Here is a 13,492-nt window from a genome sequence, read left to right as displayed (position 1 = left end):
TTGCTGCACGAATCTCACACCAACGGAGCAACGCCGCACGCGCGTCACCCACCTGCTGAATTGCAGCGCCGAGATCCGGGGACGCCGAGCAGGAACCCGCGCGCACTCCAATAGACAGCATCGACCCCATCCGCATCGGCGCCTCCTACTACCTGGCCGCAGAAGGCGTCGCCGCCAAACCCTACGAACTGCTGCGCCAGGCGTTGGAGCGGTCCTCGAAGGTGGCGGTGGCCAAGTTCGCGATGCGCGACCGCGAGCGGCTCGGGCTGCTGCGGGTCCTGGACGACGTGATCGTTTTGCATGGGATGCGATGGCCGGACGAGATCCGGGACCCCGGCCAGGTAGAGGTCCCGGACGTGGAGGTCTCCGACGAGGAGATCGACGCGGCCATCGCTCTCGCGGACACACTCTCCGGCCGGGACATCAGCGAGATGCGCGACGAATACCGCCAGGCGCTGGAGAAGCTGATCGAGGCCAAGGCCGCCGGCACCCGGCCCGAGCCGGTCGAGGCCCCCCAGCCGGCCTCGGCGGAGGTCGTGGACCTGATGGCCATGCTGGAGAAGTCCGTGAGCGAAGCCAAAGCCTCCCGCAGCGACGGGGCCGATGCCACCGTCCACGATTTGCCCGCCGCGAAGAAGACCACCAAGAAGACTGCCGCGAAGAAGGCGGCCGCCAAGCAGGCTCCGGCGAAGAAGAGCGCCGGTCGCAAACCCCGCAGCGCCTGAGCCAGGCAGGCCCCATCGGGTAGAGCAGGCCGCCACTGCCGAGCAAAAACGCTGAGATGTACAGGCACTGAGGCCGTAGTTCCGTTCGGTGAGCCGTCACTGTGGGCCGCTCAGTGGCGTCGTCGAGGGCGCGGTCCTCGCTCGCCGCTGTGATTCGGCGAGGTCGACTGGGGATCTTGCACAGGCGACCGCCGACGCGGCCTTGCGGATTGTGGGTCTCAAAGCCGGAGGCTAGAGCTGTGCTGACCCGCCGCCCACTGTGGAGGGGCCTCACGAACGAGGACGGGTCTCCTCCCCGTGGTCCTTCGTCCACCTCCTCACCACGATGAGCTGTCCGCCAGCGGTCTCCTCCAGCAGCTCGATGCGCACGTCGGCCCGGCTGCCGTAGCGACCGATGAAACCCCGGAACTTCCGCTCGGCGGTCGCCTCGCTGTCCCAGGTGCCTGTGACGGCGGGGGAGGACGGCGGCCCGAAGCTAAGCCTGACGTGAAACGGCACATGCGGATCATGAGCGGTGCGCCTCCCCGCTGCAAGCCGCGCGAGGCCGAGGACGGCCGTTGTCGTCTGCCCCCGTCGTCTACCTCGACGTCTTCACTCTGCGCCTGACCAGAGAGTGGGAGCTCCAGCGCCACCGGCGCTGGCCCGACAGCTCCAACCCGCATTTCTTCGTCACCCGCAACACCGCCGTCGACGACTCCGGCCCGCCCATCAGCGCCGGCGTGGTCCAGCTGCTTTTCCAGCGAGTCGGCCTGCCTGCCGGCCAGCTGCGCGTGGACCGGATCGTCGACGAGGCACGCCACAGCGCCGACCCCGTCCGGCTGATGGAGCTCTTTGGCCTGTCCAACCTCTCCGCCACCCGCTATGTCCTGACGGCACACCCGGACAAGAAGAGTGGCCCCATCGCGCCGTGAGGTCCGCCAGGTCTGATGGGCTGCTCACGAGTACCGCTGACCTGAGCTCAAAGGCGACGTCTCGAAGAGCGCTTCTCATCTCCGCGATGATCGTTTCCCGGCTGGTCCGGGGTCAGTCCCACCAGAATTCCCAGCAGTGGGTGTCGATGAGTCGCTCGGCGTACGACGCGAGGGTCTGAGGGCGGGGGCCCTGCCAGATGTTGTCCGGGCAGAAGGCGAAGTGTTCGGCCGCGACGAGCAGGGCGGCTTCGGCGGTCGTCGGGGGTGCGGCGATGCTCAGATGGAGTGTGTCGGAACCGACGGCGACCACGCGTGCGCCGAAGCGCCGTTCCCAGTCACTCACCACGGCGGCGAACGTGGCGGTGTCGTTGTCCCAGTTGGCAGGCCCGTCCCAACCTACGACGGCGAGGGCGTCGGCACCCGAATGCGCGGCCACGAGGCCCAGACGTGACTGCGGCCGGCTGAGGACGAACCGCGCTGCGTACTCCGCGGCCAGATCGTCGGGATCTGCTGCCGCTTGACCGGCCGGCGCGAGGCCCGGCCAGGTCTGGCCGAAGGGGGCGGTAACGGCCAGCCGCTGGTCGGGCGACAGCATGTCGTCGTCCTCATCGACCGCGGTGTACGTCGCCCACCACTTCGCGAGCAACTCGGCCGGGTCATGGTCATCCAGTGATGACATCCGCTCGGGGAAGAACTCGCCGGTGCCCCAGGGCCGAAACTCACTGTCCTGCGGGTCACGCGAGTCCAGCAAAATGGGCCACACGCCTCGGCGGGGACGTTCGGCGTGGATGCGCGTCCACAATTCCGCAGATACAGACCCGTCGCTCAGCCACAGAGCTTCGACACGTCCATCACCTTCATCGGAGGCGACCAACCGGCCTGGCGGGAGTGGGACAGCAAGGGACGACAACAGCTCCGGGTTCACAGGCGGATGCTAGCAGCGGGCTCTTACATGCTCGCGTGGATCGGCTGAATGGCCGGTGTGGTTCGATGCCGGGGAACGAACATTTGGCATTCTGGCCGAGGGGGATGAGCCGTGAATGAGTGGGCCGTCATGTTCAACGAGTTGGCTCTGGAGCGGCGCCCGATGGCACAGGGCATCGCCTGGTTCGACGGACTCCTCGTCGAGGAGCAGGTCGCAGCCCTGCGGCCCCTGTCTCACTACTGCATCCAGGCGCGAGCCACCTCCGACGACGGACCGGAGGCCATTCGCCGCGTCGGCCTCCGCGCGACCACACCCCGGCAGTTCTGATCACACGCGGCCGGATCAACGAACAGCTGGGGAAGATCGCCAGTCTGGCTCCCCTGGACGAGCGCCGGAAGGCGTTCCGCCTGTTGAACTCAGTGCTGGCGGTTGCCGACGATCGCCGACGCGAGCGTTTCTGTTCCGACGGGTGCGGCCACGAGTGGCACAGACTGCCCTTTGCCGACGTAGCTGAGGTGGAGTGAGAGCTCTATCGGCTGCGGTACTCATCGAGCAACTGGAAGAACTGGACAACCGGAGTTGATCCCTCCGGCGTGGTCCGTTCAATTTCAGATGCCCAGGTGAAGGAGCTGGAGACCCCGCGATGATTCCGGAGCCAGCAGGTGAAGTCGCCTTCGGGCCAGAGGTCGAAGGGTTCATCGATGGAATGGATACCCAGCGCGACGCGGTAGCCGGTGAGTATGGACTGCAGGTGCTGAAGCGAACCGTCGGGCAGCCACATGCCGGGACGAAGGCGGATCTGGTCGAGGAAATCGTAGACGTCGGCGCACTCCTGCCAGTGCTTGACAGCGTTCTGGGGGCTCTCCTCGCTCGGCATGCCGATCATCCTACGGCGGGGCACGCGAACCTACGTCAGGCCGCACGCGATCGGGCGCAGTCTGCCATCGGTTCCCTTCCTGAGCCTTCCAAGATTCGGCGAACCCGTCGGATTCCGGTGGTCGGCGACAGCATGATCGAGGCCGCCATCTGCGACGGCGACATCGTCACCGTGAGAAAGGCCGACAGCGCAGACCACGGCGACATCGTCGCCGCCATGCTGGACGGCGAGGCCACCGTCAAACGGCTGCGCCGCGAGAACGGCCAGGACTGGCTCATGCCGCACAACGGGGCGTACGAGCCGATCCCCGGCGACGACGCCGTTATCCTCGGCAAGGTAGTTGCAGTCCTGCGCGCGCTCTGAGCAAGAGCGCCCTGCGCCGCCCATGGGACGCCCCTCGGCCGCGGCGTACGCACGCGGCCCCCTGCACGAGCCCGGCAGAACGCCGGCACGTACCAGCCCAACGACGGGACCCCGACTTGACTCTGATGCCCGGAGCACGCGTGCCGGGTCGGACCTGGACGGTCCGCCTCACCGGCCACCCCGATCACACTGTGTCCGTCGCCTGCAGCACCGCCGCGTGCCGGATGCCGCCCCGCTCGAAGGACGCCGCGAGCATGCGCCGCTTCGCCGCCGAGCACATCAGGGCACACGGACGCCTCGCCGGCGCCCGCCCCAACGTCGCCTGCAGCTGCGGCAGCGCGCACTGCGCCCTCCACGACTCTCCCGTCCAGTGCGCCGGCAGCAGCCTGCTGGTCCTCGTCCACAACCCGGCCGTCGGCCAGGTCTGGACCCTGGCAGAGGTCTGCCAGACCTGCGCCCGCCACATCCCGCACATCACCATCCTGGCTGGGGCCAAGCCCGCCGTCCCCACCCCGGCGGCCCCTTCCGTGGAGCAGCCGGCGCAGCGCACCGCAGTACCGGGCGGGTTCTCCTCACCGGAGGCCGCTCCCGACCCCTCACCGGGCCGGCGCCGGCCCCACCGTCCGAACCGGTCGCGGGGCTGAGACGGGCGCGGCCCCACCGCCGAGCCCTCGCAGAGTTGCCCGCTCGCCACTGGATGAGCACGGCCTGTCAGCGGCGGGTGACGCCGTAGCCGGTGTCGTTGAGGGCGGACGTCCAGACCTCCCGGTTGAACCACTTCGTGATGTCGGGCTGCATGGCGGTGATGGTGTCCATGCGGGCCCGCCAGTCGGTGCCGGTGGGCCGCTTGTCCTGACAGCCGGTGCAGCCGTCCTCGCCGTGGATGTGGCCGGCCATCCACGCGTTGACCGCGACGTTGAGCCGACCCTCGCGGGGACAAGCTCTCCATCGACTCTCGACCTGAACGAGTGGGAGCTTGCTGACATCGATCGCGCGCTGGGCGCGGCCCGGCAAGAGGTAGAGATCGCCGGAGAGGTGCTTGACCGCTTTTCCGATGAGTTCGCTCACCACCGTGGCACACCAGAGGGGTTCCTTCAGTCGGTGCGGCTCGTCGGCGGTCCGCACACCGGGCTGTCCTCCTTGCCGATCATCCGGAGCTTGGAGAAAGGAGTGCCGTTGCACTCAGGGATCACCGTCCTGGCGGGCCCGAATGGGACGGGGAAGTCGATGCTCCTCGGAGCGCTGGCACTCCTCACAGGATGCTGCTTCAGCGACGGCGGCCTGCCGTCCAACCTCAGTCCGATCAGCCGTGAGCTGGCCTCGGGGATGGAGGCGCAGTGGTCCACATCTCGGGAGCCTGAGAGCCGCCTGTTTGTCTCGTACCTGGGCACCTCGCCAGAAGGTCCGGATGCCCTCCTTGAGGGTATGGATGGGCCAAACCGTTTGTTTCTGCTCGATGAGCCGGAGGCCGGCTTGCAGCCGGAGGCCTCCAGGCTGCAAGTGCAGTGGATGTACGAGAGGGTCGCACAGGGCTGCCAGTTCATGATCACCACCCACAGCATGACCCTCGCGTCGCTACCGCGGGCCCGCACAGTCGCTTCCGCCCGAGCAGACCCTTGTAGGAGGCGGTGCGTTCCGTCCTCAGTCGTCGTGTTGGCGGCTGAGGGCCTACCCCGGGGGTGCGGGCGGAGACTCCAAGTCGTCCCGTGGTAGGGCCTTGACCTGGCGCAGCAGTGCGGGCCGACACCCTCGCCCAGTGGCGGCCCGCGCTGCTGCACTTAAGCCACCCACCGCCAGCAGGGTGACAGCAGGCCGCGTAGGCCGTTAGGCAGATCAACTGCGACAACGAGGTCAACGACCATGCCTACTAGCACCCTGCTCCGCGCCGACGGGACGGAGGAGACGTACACCTACTTCGACGGTGTCATCCGGGCGGTACACGCCGACGGAAGCCGCTGCCCCCGCACCGGCAAGGGCCGCCACACCCAGCGTCCACCCGATCCGCGCTGCCCGGGACGCACCACGTACGTGGCGACCTGCCGCGTCTGCGAGTGGGAGAGCGAGTGCCGTTCGTACGCCAGGCTGCGGGCCGAATCGAAAGAGCACGCCCGGGAGTGCGACGACCGCCAGCCGTACATGATGACTGCGCAGGAGTTCGTGAACCTCCCGCCGGCCGAGCAGGCCGCCCACCGAGCCTGGAACGCGATGCGCAACGCGCTGCCGCCCGAACTACAGCCGCCTGCGCTTACTGTGGCACAGCACCGAGAATGCACCCAGGCCGCGTCCCTCGCCCCGTCGCCCCCCGGGCAGGTGCTCCCGACCTGCGCGATGCCGCCCTCCCCGGCGCGAGGCCTGCTGAACCAACCGCACCAGGTACCGGATACAACCGAAGCAGCAGCCCATTGTGCAGCCGTCGAGACAGCGCGGGCCGCCGGGCGGGTCTACGTCGGCATCAGCCGAACCGACCGCGGCTGGTGCGTCTACGCCCAGCCCGACACCGATCCCGCAGCCCGACCCCATCTCGCCGTCACACGGATCCTGGCGCAGGCCGTCGCGCGGCTGGTACGCGAAGGCGACGCCCTGGGGGGAGGTAGCACCAGCGCCGTGGCGGCCGTGACCGGGGTACCCGACGAGTACCGGGCGCGGATCTACGCTCTGGCCTTCCAGAACGCTCTCGCCGGAGACCTCGATCGACTCCTGCGGCTCTGGACGGTTTGGCGCTGACCGGCATCCGTCCCCACCGCATTCCGCAGGGGTGACGCGATGGGGGTAGTGAGCCGGATTCCGCCGGCAAGGTCTCGGCGGTGGGTGTCCGGCCCCCGCCGGGAGGCCACGCGGGGGCGGGGAGGGGTATGTCAGGTGAGCCAGTCTGGGGGGATGAGCGCGTTGCGTGTGCCGTCCTCGTCGGGCCTCCAGTTGTCGATCACGGAGTCCTGGAACCAGTCGTCGGGGAGATTGGCGTGGTCGCAGACGATGATCTGAAGTTTCCCCTCGTTGAGTTCTGCGACGTCGTGGAGGAGCCGGAAGTATTCGGTGACGGTGGACCAGTCTGCGTCCGGAACGGTGGATGCGTCACGGGGCTTGGAGGGGAAGAACGCTTGGGTGGGCTGGTCGAGCGCGAGGAAGCTCGGAACAGGCCTGTGGTGGCGGCGTAGGTAGGTGTGCAGAGCGAGGTGGGCCACGAGGTGGTAGCCGATGTAGTTCTTCTTGCTCCCCACGCGTTCCTGCGCCAGGCGTCCCTGGGGGCGCCGGATGACTACTTTGAGGCTGTTGAAGCTGATGCCTGCTTCGTTCGGAGCCGTGGACTGTCCGAGTCGGAGTTGCTGCGCCCATAAGGTCATGTCAGCGGCGATGTCCGCGAGACGACGTTCCGTTTCGGCAGGGACGTCGTCGTTTGCCACATGGTCTTCGAGCGTGCTGACGACTTCTTGCACGGATGCCAGCACGTGGCGCAACTGTCCGACGTCGTCGGTCGGCCTGCCGTCATGAGCCAAGGTTTGTGCGATGCGTCCTTGGAGGTGTGCTGCTCGCAGGTGCTGTTCTTGGAGGCGAACCATGTTCTCGTCGCTGGCCATCAGTTCCCTCATGAGCACGCCATTCGTTTTGAGCAGCTCGACGAGGCGGTCACGCTGGGCCTGCAGGGCTTGGCGATGCTCTTGACGGACGGGTTGGACGCCGGTTGCCTGTTCGAGTTCCTCCGAGAGCCGGTCTGTGAGCCTGGCGATGTCCCGGGCTGACGGGTCCGGGTGTTCGAGAGGCTGGGTACACATGGGGCAGACGTCGGTGTTGCGATCCCGTTCAGGTCCCAGAAGGGCGAGTGTCTTGAGCCGGTCGATCTGGAAGTGGAGTTCTCCCGTGAAGTCCAAGCTTCGGCGTTGCCAACGGTCCACGGTGGCGAGAGCGGCATCGAATTCCTGCAGCTTGGCTCGCAGCGTCCGACGCTCCTCATTCAGCTCCTGGCGGCGGTCACCGATGTCGGAGGCGATTGGGGCGAGGGGCGGCACGGTGAGTGCCTCTCGTAGTAGTGCGTGGACCGTGCCGGCGTCGGGCGCCACGGGAACGTCGCGGAGAAGCCCTTCGCTTTGAGCGAGTCTGAGCAGAGCGATGCCATTGGCGTCCAGGACTTGACGCTGTCGCAGAGCGGCGTCCAGTTTCCGCTGGGCGGCGCGTACCTCGCGCCGGGCTTCGCCGAGATGGTGCTGACGAAGAGCCTGCTCGGGGCCGGCGGCGCCAAGGAAGTAGGGCAAGGTGTCCTTGATCGCTTGCTCGATGCCGTCCTCGGTCTGACGGTGAAACAGGGTATGCGAGGCTCCGATCTCGTCTTGGTCCTGGAAGCACAACAGTGCGGCCTGAGCCACGGAGACGTTGAAAGAGTTCCGAGCGGCGCCCGTCGGCGGCTGAAAGCGGAAGTCTTCGATCCCGAGATGTGCACTGACTTCGCCTCGCAACGCGGTGGCATTCGAGTTGACGATGAGTTCCTCGGAGGCCGGAAGACCGAGGGTTCCGTCCCCGGAGCGCACGAATGCCTCAATGGTGGACTCGCCAGCCGGGCGAGGGCGGGCGAGAACCATCCGGCGTCCGTCACCGAACTCGACCAGGAGCACGTACCAACCGACGGTACGGTCGATGGGGTTGTCGGGTAGCCCGGGCTTGTTACGGCCCAAGCAGAAGTCGACGATGGCGAGGACGCCGGATTTCCCAGTCTCAGACTCGCCGGTCAGGATGTTCAGCCGGCCGGGGCGGAACCGCAGGACCCTGGGGGGCTTCCTGTTGTCTTGGTGGTAGAGGGCCAGGGCAAGCAGTTGCATGGCGGTTCTGTGACTCCTTGGTCAGGGACGAACGCCGAGAGCGGTATAGGCGCGGTTCGGGTCGGTTACTGCAAGCCAACGCCCTACCAGAGCGGCGGCGCGCGCGCAGTCGGCAACCTCGTGCCGGAAGTCGGGGGCTGCTCTGGGTTTGCGCGGGCAACGCAGACCCAGGGCGGTGACTTCCACGACTTCGTGGCGCACTGCCATACGCAGACTCATGCGGGTGAGTCCGGTCAGTGAGATCGCGCGCTCGGCGAAGGCCGCCTGCTGAAGGGGGTTCTCGTTGGCCCACGCCATGAGGGAGACGGTCGAATTCCCTGGAAGCGTGATCCTGGCTTTGGCGGGGAGGACGAGCGGCAGTACGAGAAATGCAGACGGCCATGGCATCAACCCCTCCCTCTTGTTCTGCGCAGCGTAGATGCTGGTGGCCAAGAGGTAGCCGCCGAAAGCCGGATTGAGGAGCGCCTGGGTCTCAGCCGAAGGAGTCGATGTCGTCATTGCTCTGCGGCCTCGATGTGGTCCTTGCACAAGCGGGGGTGATCGGGGTGCCAGCCCACGGCTCGATCGCCGCCTACGTTCTCCACCCTGTCACAGAGGTCGTGGATTGAGCCGCGGCCGATCCAGGGAGCCGTGCTGGTGCCGGGTCGAGCCGCCTTATCGGCGACCTTCTCCATGGTGTCGTCTAGGATCGCTTGACCAATCTCCCGTCGCGCGGCCTCGTCGGTCTCGTTATCGACGCGACGGGTACGGCGCAGGAAGACGCTCTCCCACTCGTAGTGGAGGTCACGCTCGTATGCGTCCAGCCCGTCCGCAGTGACCTTGAAGTTCCGCAGCCACTCCGAGCGTTGCGCCCGTGCGTAGTGGTAGTCGCGAAGATGCGTCGTGATCTCTCGGTCGGGAAGCCCGATCCACTGCATCTGCGATACGACCAGTCGGTTCCGGTAGGGAGCCATCTCGGCCTCGGTGAGGTTGCGGTGGGTCTCGGTGATTGGCAGGCTCCTGCCGGTGTACCGTTCGACGGCTTCATCGCGGCGGCACAGAAGTGTTTCGGCACTGACGGAGGTGAGCTTGTAGGTAGGGTCCTTGCGCTCCAGCAGACGCACGGCCACGCGATACCACCAGCCCTTGATCTCGTCCAGCACCGCGCTGGAGTGCTCGCTGGGGGTGATGCCCAGCTCCTTAGCGAGACTACGGTCGACGTCTGACATCACTGGTGCACCGTCGGCGACCACCATGGCGTTGACGAGCTGCTGCCGCTGCGCTGACGTGAGCGCCATGAAGAGCGCGCGGTCTTCACCCGTGGTGCCGGGCCCGTCTGCGTCGCCAGCGACTTCCTCCATCCGCGCGAGGGCCAGGCCAACGTTCCGGTCCGGGCCTGAACGCAGCCAGTGGAGGAAGGTCCCTTCTTTGGCAACTTGCGTCGAGACGAGTCGCAGAATGGGCAGCGGCATGGCCGAGGGGGTGCCGCTGACCGCCAGAGAGTCGATCCAGGAGGTGACTGAGCGCCAGAAGTCTTTCCCGGTTTCGCTAAGCGGCCCTGCCGCCTCTCGATACTTGGACTGCAGCAGCTCAAGGGGGTCCTGCGTTTCGTGGTGCAGGAACTCGATGTCGTCGAGGAGTTCCATGCGCACCTCGACGGTTATGTCGTCCCAGCTGCGGCGCGCGAGTTCCAGGAGGGCCAGCTCGCATTGATAGAGGTAGCCCATCATCTGGCCTGCCGCCGAATGCGATCGCGCCTTCGCCACGTCCCCCACCACCGGTCGAGCTGGCCAAGCCGTGCGGCTACCTGCCGCAGCTGGATCCCGGCAAGAGGGAACCTTGCAACAACGTAGCACCGGGTTTACGTGCTGGAGGGAGCTACGCAGATTCCGTTGCCGCTGAGCGTGCCACCTTCAGGGCGCGCTGCGCCATCCGATCAGTCCCCCACTGATGCCCCGCTGGCCGGCGAACATCTCCTTGCAGTCACCGAAGCGGATTGTGTCGCTCTGGGAGCTTTCCGTCGGTGCTCCTGTCCGGAGGGCCCGACCTGGGCGCCGGCGGTCTCCTGCGCGTTCGGCCGCTGAGCGTCACCGTCCCGGGGTGTTGCCCGCCGGATCGGGCGGTACGCCACGCTGGTGAAACGTGCTGATGTCCCCCCCACCCCTACCGCCCTACCTGAGCCCGGACTGAAATCGGAGCAGGAGGGGTAAAGCTGCGCGCGGGTCGAGTCACACGGAACGCTGCGGGTGACACCGGACTTGAGGGGGCAGGCACCATGTTCTGTGCCGAACATGCCGAGTGGGGACGAATACAGTCGTACCTGTCCGATCTGGGATGCGGCCGGTCGTGGGACGACGTCTACCGGGTGAAGCCGTCACGGCTCACGTGCGAGGACTGCGGCTGGCCGATGAACGCCCGGCTCTCACCCCTTCAGGTGCCGCACTTCGCGCACCAGCCCGGGGCACCGGACGACTGCCAGGCGGGGGGCGAGTCGCCCGATCACCTGTACCTGAAGTGGTGCCTGCTGACGTCGGCGCAGGAGGCGGGCGCGGACGCGGCCGAGGAGGTGGAGGGCCCGGACGGCGCGTGGCGGGCGGACGTCCTGGCGAGCGATCCGGGCGGCCGGTGGCGCATCGCCCTGGAAGCACAGTTGTCCAAGATCACGCCCGACGACATCCGGGGCCGCTCGGACCGGATGCTCGGGGACGGGGTGCCCTCGGTGTGGTTCTGCTACCGGCGGGCACCCTGGCTCGGCGTGGTGCCCTCAGTGCGCGTGGGCGAGGTCGCGAAAACGGCCGTCGTGGTGGAGGGCCTGGCCCGCTTCGACGACGGACAGTGGGTCAAGGCCGACCGGATGACGCTGACCGAGTTCCTCCGGCGGGTCTTCGACCGTCAGATGGTGGCTTACAGCCCGGAGCGTCGGACCGAGGGCCTCGTCCTCGACGTGCTGTGGGTCGATGAGCGGTGCCTGCGCGCGGAGGCCGACTACCAGGAAACGGTGGAGTCGGCGCGAGCACGGGCCGAGGCAGAGCGCCGCCGCGAGGAGGAGGACCTCCGCCTCCTCGACTCCCGACAACGTCAAGAGGACTGCCTGCTGGAGTCGCGCCTCTACGAGGAGGAGGAAGCGGCCGGCCCGTCGTGGCGACTGACCGACGCGGAGGAACGCCGCCTGCGGCTCCAACAGATCACCCGACGCATGGTCCGCCGCGTCCTCGCCGTCGTCGAGCGCAAGCACCGGGCCGCGGGCATGCCGCTGCCCCACCTCGGCGAGGCGGGCGAGGACACCGCGGGATGGGCGAGCGACGCACTCCAGACGAGAGGGTTCCACGCGGATTATGTCGGACGAACCCTCGGCGATGACCGCTACGCGGGCGGTGTCCCACTGATGGGCGAGGCGGCCCACCCGGTCGCGGTCATCGACCCCGATCCCGCCCGGGCCGGCTCCCGGGTCCTGGCCGCGTGCGTGCTGGTGTTCACCACCTGGGAATTACGTACCCGGTTCCTGGCGCAGGCCCCGCCGCCGCCATGGGACGTCGCGGACCAATACGTGACGCTCACCCTGGATTTCAACCCGTCGGCCCCGGCCGAGGTCACCGTGCCGGTGTCGACCCCGCTGCACGTGTCGATCCCGCAGCAGCCGACCGACAGCACCCGCACGGCCGCCCCCTGCATCTGCCCGACTCCGCGCCCGCACGCCGTGTTCCCCGAGGGACCCGAGGCAGTCGAGCCATGCGAGGAGACCACCCCCGCGTCGGCATTCCTGATCGCCCGATGCGAGCTATGCGGCGGCCGGTACGACGGCCCCTGGCGCAGAATCCCAGCCAGCCCCGCGGGGTGGTAGCCGACCCGGGGCCCACCCCGGTACGTCAGTCAGCGCCCGCTCTGGAGCCCCCGCTCCACGAACCCCGCAAGGACGACCCTTGTCACGGGGTCATGGTGGAAGCTGCCGTACACGCCCACCCCTGCTCGCCCACGTTCATCCACCCTCCGGCCCGCAGCTCCGGGGTCGTGACCATCACGCGACCGCCCAACGGGCCGCCGCAGAACTTCACGATCAACACGAGGCGCCTCCACTCCACTCCGGGACGAGACGACCCCGCCCTCACCCCTTGAGCGCCCTTGGGAGTGGACCGGAAGCGCGACGGCACCCGGGCCGAGCGGGGTCGTCACCGGTTGGTGGCGGCCCCGCTTCGCTGTGTCCGTGCCGGGTTGTGACGGCGGCGGTGGCTCGTTCGACCCGCTGACCTCGGGCGATTCCCTGATGCATCTGAACGTGGGATGGGTTATGTCGACTTGGAGCGGGGACTTGTCCTGCGAAGGCGTCTGATGCCCGGAGGTCACGATGGTCGTCCCATACCCGTAGGCGGCCAAGGCTTCGAGGAACTGCGGCGTATCACACGAGGAGACCTGCCCCTCGGCACCGGACATGCCCGGGGCGTCGAGGTCGACGACACAGCTTGCTTGCGGCGGTCCCCGTCCGGTGTGCCGCGCCAAGGCGTTGCGGCGGGTCGGCGAACACCGGCGGCTAGGGCGCCTTTCTCGTGAGTGCAGCCCGCGTGCATGCGGGGGAGCAGCTGTGCCTGAACGTGGGCCGGGTCGGCCTGCCGCTGAGGGGTGCAGCGGTTCCGTGGTCGAAGTGGCATGCGGGCTATGGGTGTGCGTGCGAAGAACTGCGCAGAACGGTTGTTACTTGATCAACTACTCCGGGTGGGTGAGGCGGGGGAGGAGTGCGCCTGGTGGTGCGCCGGAGCGCGTTGTCTATGGGTGCCGTTTGTGGGGCGGGTGAGCGTGGGGGCGGCGCATGTCAGGGCCACGCCGGGCGGACGTGTGTGGGGTGTACAGGCGTGTGTGACGGAAATGTCTGTGTCCGGTAACCGCCCTCACAGCGTGCTGCGACGAGGCGG

At 67.8% G+C, this 13,492-nt stretch carries 13 protein-coding genes and 2 pseudogenes; 8 read left to right on the top strand and 7 right to left on the bottom strand.

Features of this window, described 5'->3' with window-relative positions:
* Positions 1-59: 59 nt before the first annotated feature.
* Positions 60-725, top strand: a complete 666-nt coding sequence (locus ACIA6C_RS29890) for a Ku protein (protein ID WP_399280696.1) — start codon at positions 60-62, stop codon at positions 723-725.
* Positions 726-995: 270 nt separating this feature from the next.
* On the opposite strand, the gene ACIA6C_RS29885 is transcribed toward ACIA6C_RS29890, so the two are convergent.
* Positions 996-1,223, bottom strand: a complete 228-nt coding sequence (locus tag ACIA6C_RS29885; protein ID WP_399280545.1) for a hypothetical protein — start codon at positions 1,221-1,223, stop codon at positions 996-998.
* A gap of 59 nt (positions 1,224-1,282) precedes the next feature.
* Between ACIA6C_RS29885 and ACIA6C_RS29880 the strand changes: the two genes are divergently transcribed.
* Positions 1,283-1,636: a hypothetical protein gene (locus tag ACIA6C_RS29880; RefSeq protein ID WP_399280543.1), complete on the top strand. Its 354-nt coding sequence runs from the start codon at positions 1,283-1,285 to the stop codon at positions 1,634-1,636.
* A gap of 112 nt (positions 1,637-1,748) precedes the next feature.
* Here the strand turns inward: ACIA6C_RS29880 and ACIA6C_RS29875 are convergent, their stop codons facing one another.
* Entirely contained in the window at positions 1,749-2,561 is an 813-nt protein-coding gene (locus tag ACIA6C_RS29875; RefSeq protein ID WP_399280541.1) for a DUF4253 domain-containing protein, read from the bottom strand.
* A 129-nt stretch (positions 2,562-2,690) separates the two neighbouring features.
* Between ACIA6C_RS29875 and ACIA6C_RS29870 the strand changes: the two are divergent.
* A pseudogene (locus tag ACIA6C_RS29870) lies at positions 2,691-3,085 on the top strand (DUF5958 family protein).
* Positions 3,086-3,090: 5 nt separating this feature from the next.
* Here ACIA6C_RS29870 and ACIA6C_RS29865 read toward each other — a convergent pair.
* The gene (locus tag ACIA6C_RS29865) at positions 3,091-3,438 is read right to left on the bottom strand and encodes a hypothetical protein (RefSeq protein ID WP_399280704.1); all 348 of its coding nucleotides are present in this window, start codon (positions 3,436-3,438) and stop codon (positions 3,091-3,093) included.
* Positions 3,439-3,549: 111 nt separating this feature from the next.
* On the opposite strand from ACIA6C_RS29865, the pseudogene ACIA6C_RS29860 reads away from it, so the two are divergent.
* Together ACIA6C_RS29860 and ACIA6C_RS29855 are read left to right on the top strand one after the other, a co-directional pair.
* Positions 3,550-3,801: pseudogene (locus ACIA6C_RS29860) on the top strand (LexA family protein); the annotation flags it as partial.
* Between the two features lie 140 nt (positions 3,802-3,941).
* A complete protein-coding gene (locus ACIA6C_RS29855) occupies positions 3,942-4,445 on the top strand; it encodes a hypothetical protein (protein ID WP_399280539.1) in 504 nt (167 codons plus the stop codon).
* 67 nt (positions 4,446-4,512) lie between these two features.
* Here the strand turns inward: ACIA6C_RS29855 and ACIA6C_RS29850 are convergent, their stop codons facing one another.
* Positions 4,513-4,926: a hypothetical protein gene (locus ACIA6C_RS29850; protein ID WP_399280537.1), complete on the bottom strand. Its 414-nt coding sequence runs from the start codon at positions 4,924-4,926 to the stop codon at positions 4,513-4,515.
* A 102-nt stretch (positions 4,927-5,028) separates the two neighbouring features.
* On the opposite strand from ACIA6C_RS29850, the gene ACIA6C_RS29845 reads away from it, so the two are divergent.
* Positions 5,029-5,514, top strand: a complete 486-nt coding sequence (locus tag ACIA6C_RS29845; protein WP_399280694.1) for an AAA family ATPase — start codon at positions 5,029-5,031, stop codon at positions 5,512-5,514.
* Between the two features lie 147 nt (positions 5,515-5,661).
* Positions 5,662-6,525, top strand: coding sequence for a hypothetical protein (locus tag ACIA6C_RS29840; RefSeq protein WP_399280536.1), 864 nt, complete (start codon positions 5,662-5,664; stop codon positions 6,523-6,525).
* Positions 6,526-6,656: 131 nt separating this feature from the next.
* On the opposite strand, the gene ACIA6C_RS29835 is transcribed toward ACIA6C_RS29840, so the two are convergent.
* From ACIA6C_RS29835 to ACIA6C_RS29825, 3 genes are read right to left on the bottom strand one after another with little or no spacing between them, the layout of a single operon-like run.
* On the bottom strand, positions 6,657-8,609 hold the full coding sequence (locus tag ACIA6C_RS29835) for a DUF3732 domain-containing protein (protein WP_399280534.1): 1,953 nt from the start codon (positions 8,607-8,609) through the stop codon (positions 6,657-6,659).
* A gap of 21 nt (positions 8,610-8,630) precedes the next feature.
* Positions 8,631-9,107 (bottom strand): three component ABC system middle component, encoded by a 477-nt coding sequence (locus ACIA6C_RS29830; protein WP_399280532.1) that lies wholly within the window; start codon positions 9,105-9,107, stop codon positions 8,631-8,633.
* Entirely contained in the window at positions 9,104-10,354 is a 1,251-nt protein-coding gene (locus tag ACIA6C_RS29825; protein WP_399280530.1) for an ABC-three component system protein, read from the bottom strand. Before ACIA6C_RS29825 ends, ACIA6C_RS29830 begins: the two co-directional genes overlap by 4 nt.
* Positions 10,355-10,863: 509 nt before the next feature.
* Between ACIA6C_RS29825 and ACIA6C_RS29820 the strand changes: the two genes are divergently transcribed.
* The gene (locus ACIA6C_RS29820; RefSeq protein WP_399280528.1) at positions 10,864-12,429 is read left to right on the top strand and encodes a competence protein CoiA family protein; all 1,566 of its coding nucleotides are present in this window, start codon (positions 10,864-10,866) and stop codon (positions 12,427-12,429) included.
* The last annotated feature ends 1,063 nt before the right edge of the window (positions 12,430-13,492 follow it).

Origin of the sequence: Streptomyces sp. NPDC051578, from assembly GCF_044454045.1 — a bacterium.
GTDB lineage: Bacteria > Actinomycetota > Actinomycetes > Streptomycetales > Streptomycetaceae > Streptomyces.
The sequence above is the reverse complement of the archived record's forward strand: the minus strand, read 5'-3'. Positions and strand labels throughout refer to the sequence as shown.

Excerpts from the sequence above, each read along its gene's own strand:
- ACIA6C_RS29835 (WP_399280534.1), bottom strand. The coding sequence starts at position 8,609 with ATGCAACTGCTTGCCCTGGCCCTCTACCACCAAGACAACAGGAAGCCC.
- ACIA6C_RS29840 (WP_399280536.1), top strand. The coding sequence starts at position 5,662 with ATGCCTACTAGCACCCTGCTCCGCGCCGACGGGACGGAGGAGACGTAC.
- ACIA6C_RS29845 (WP_399280694.1), top strand. The coding sequence starts at position 5,029 with ATGCTCCTCGGAGCGCTGGCACTCCTCACAGGATGCTGCTTCAGCGAC.
- ACIA6C_RS29830 (WP_399280532.1), bottom strand. The coding sequence starts at position 9,107 with ATGACGACATCGACTCCTTCGGCTGAGACCCAGGCGCTCCTCAATCCG.
- ACIA6C_RS29865 (WP_399280704.1), bottom strand. The coding sequence starts at position 3,438 with ATGCCGAGCGAGGAGAGCCCCCAGAACGCTGTCAAGCACTGGCAGGAG.
- ACIA6C_RS29820 (WP_399280528.1), top strand. The coding sequence starts at position 10,864 with ATGTTCTGTGCCGAACATGCCGAGTGGGGACGAATACAGTCGTACCTG.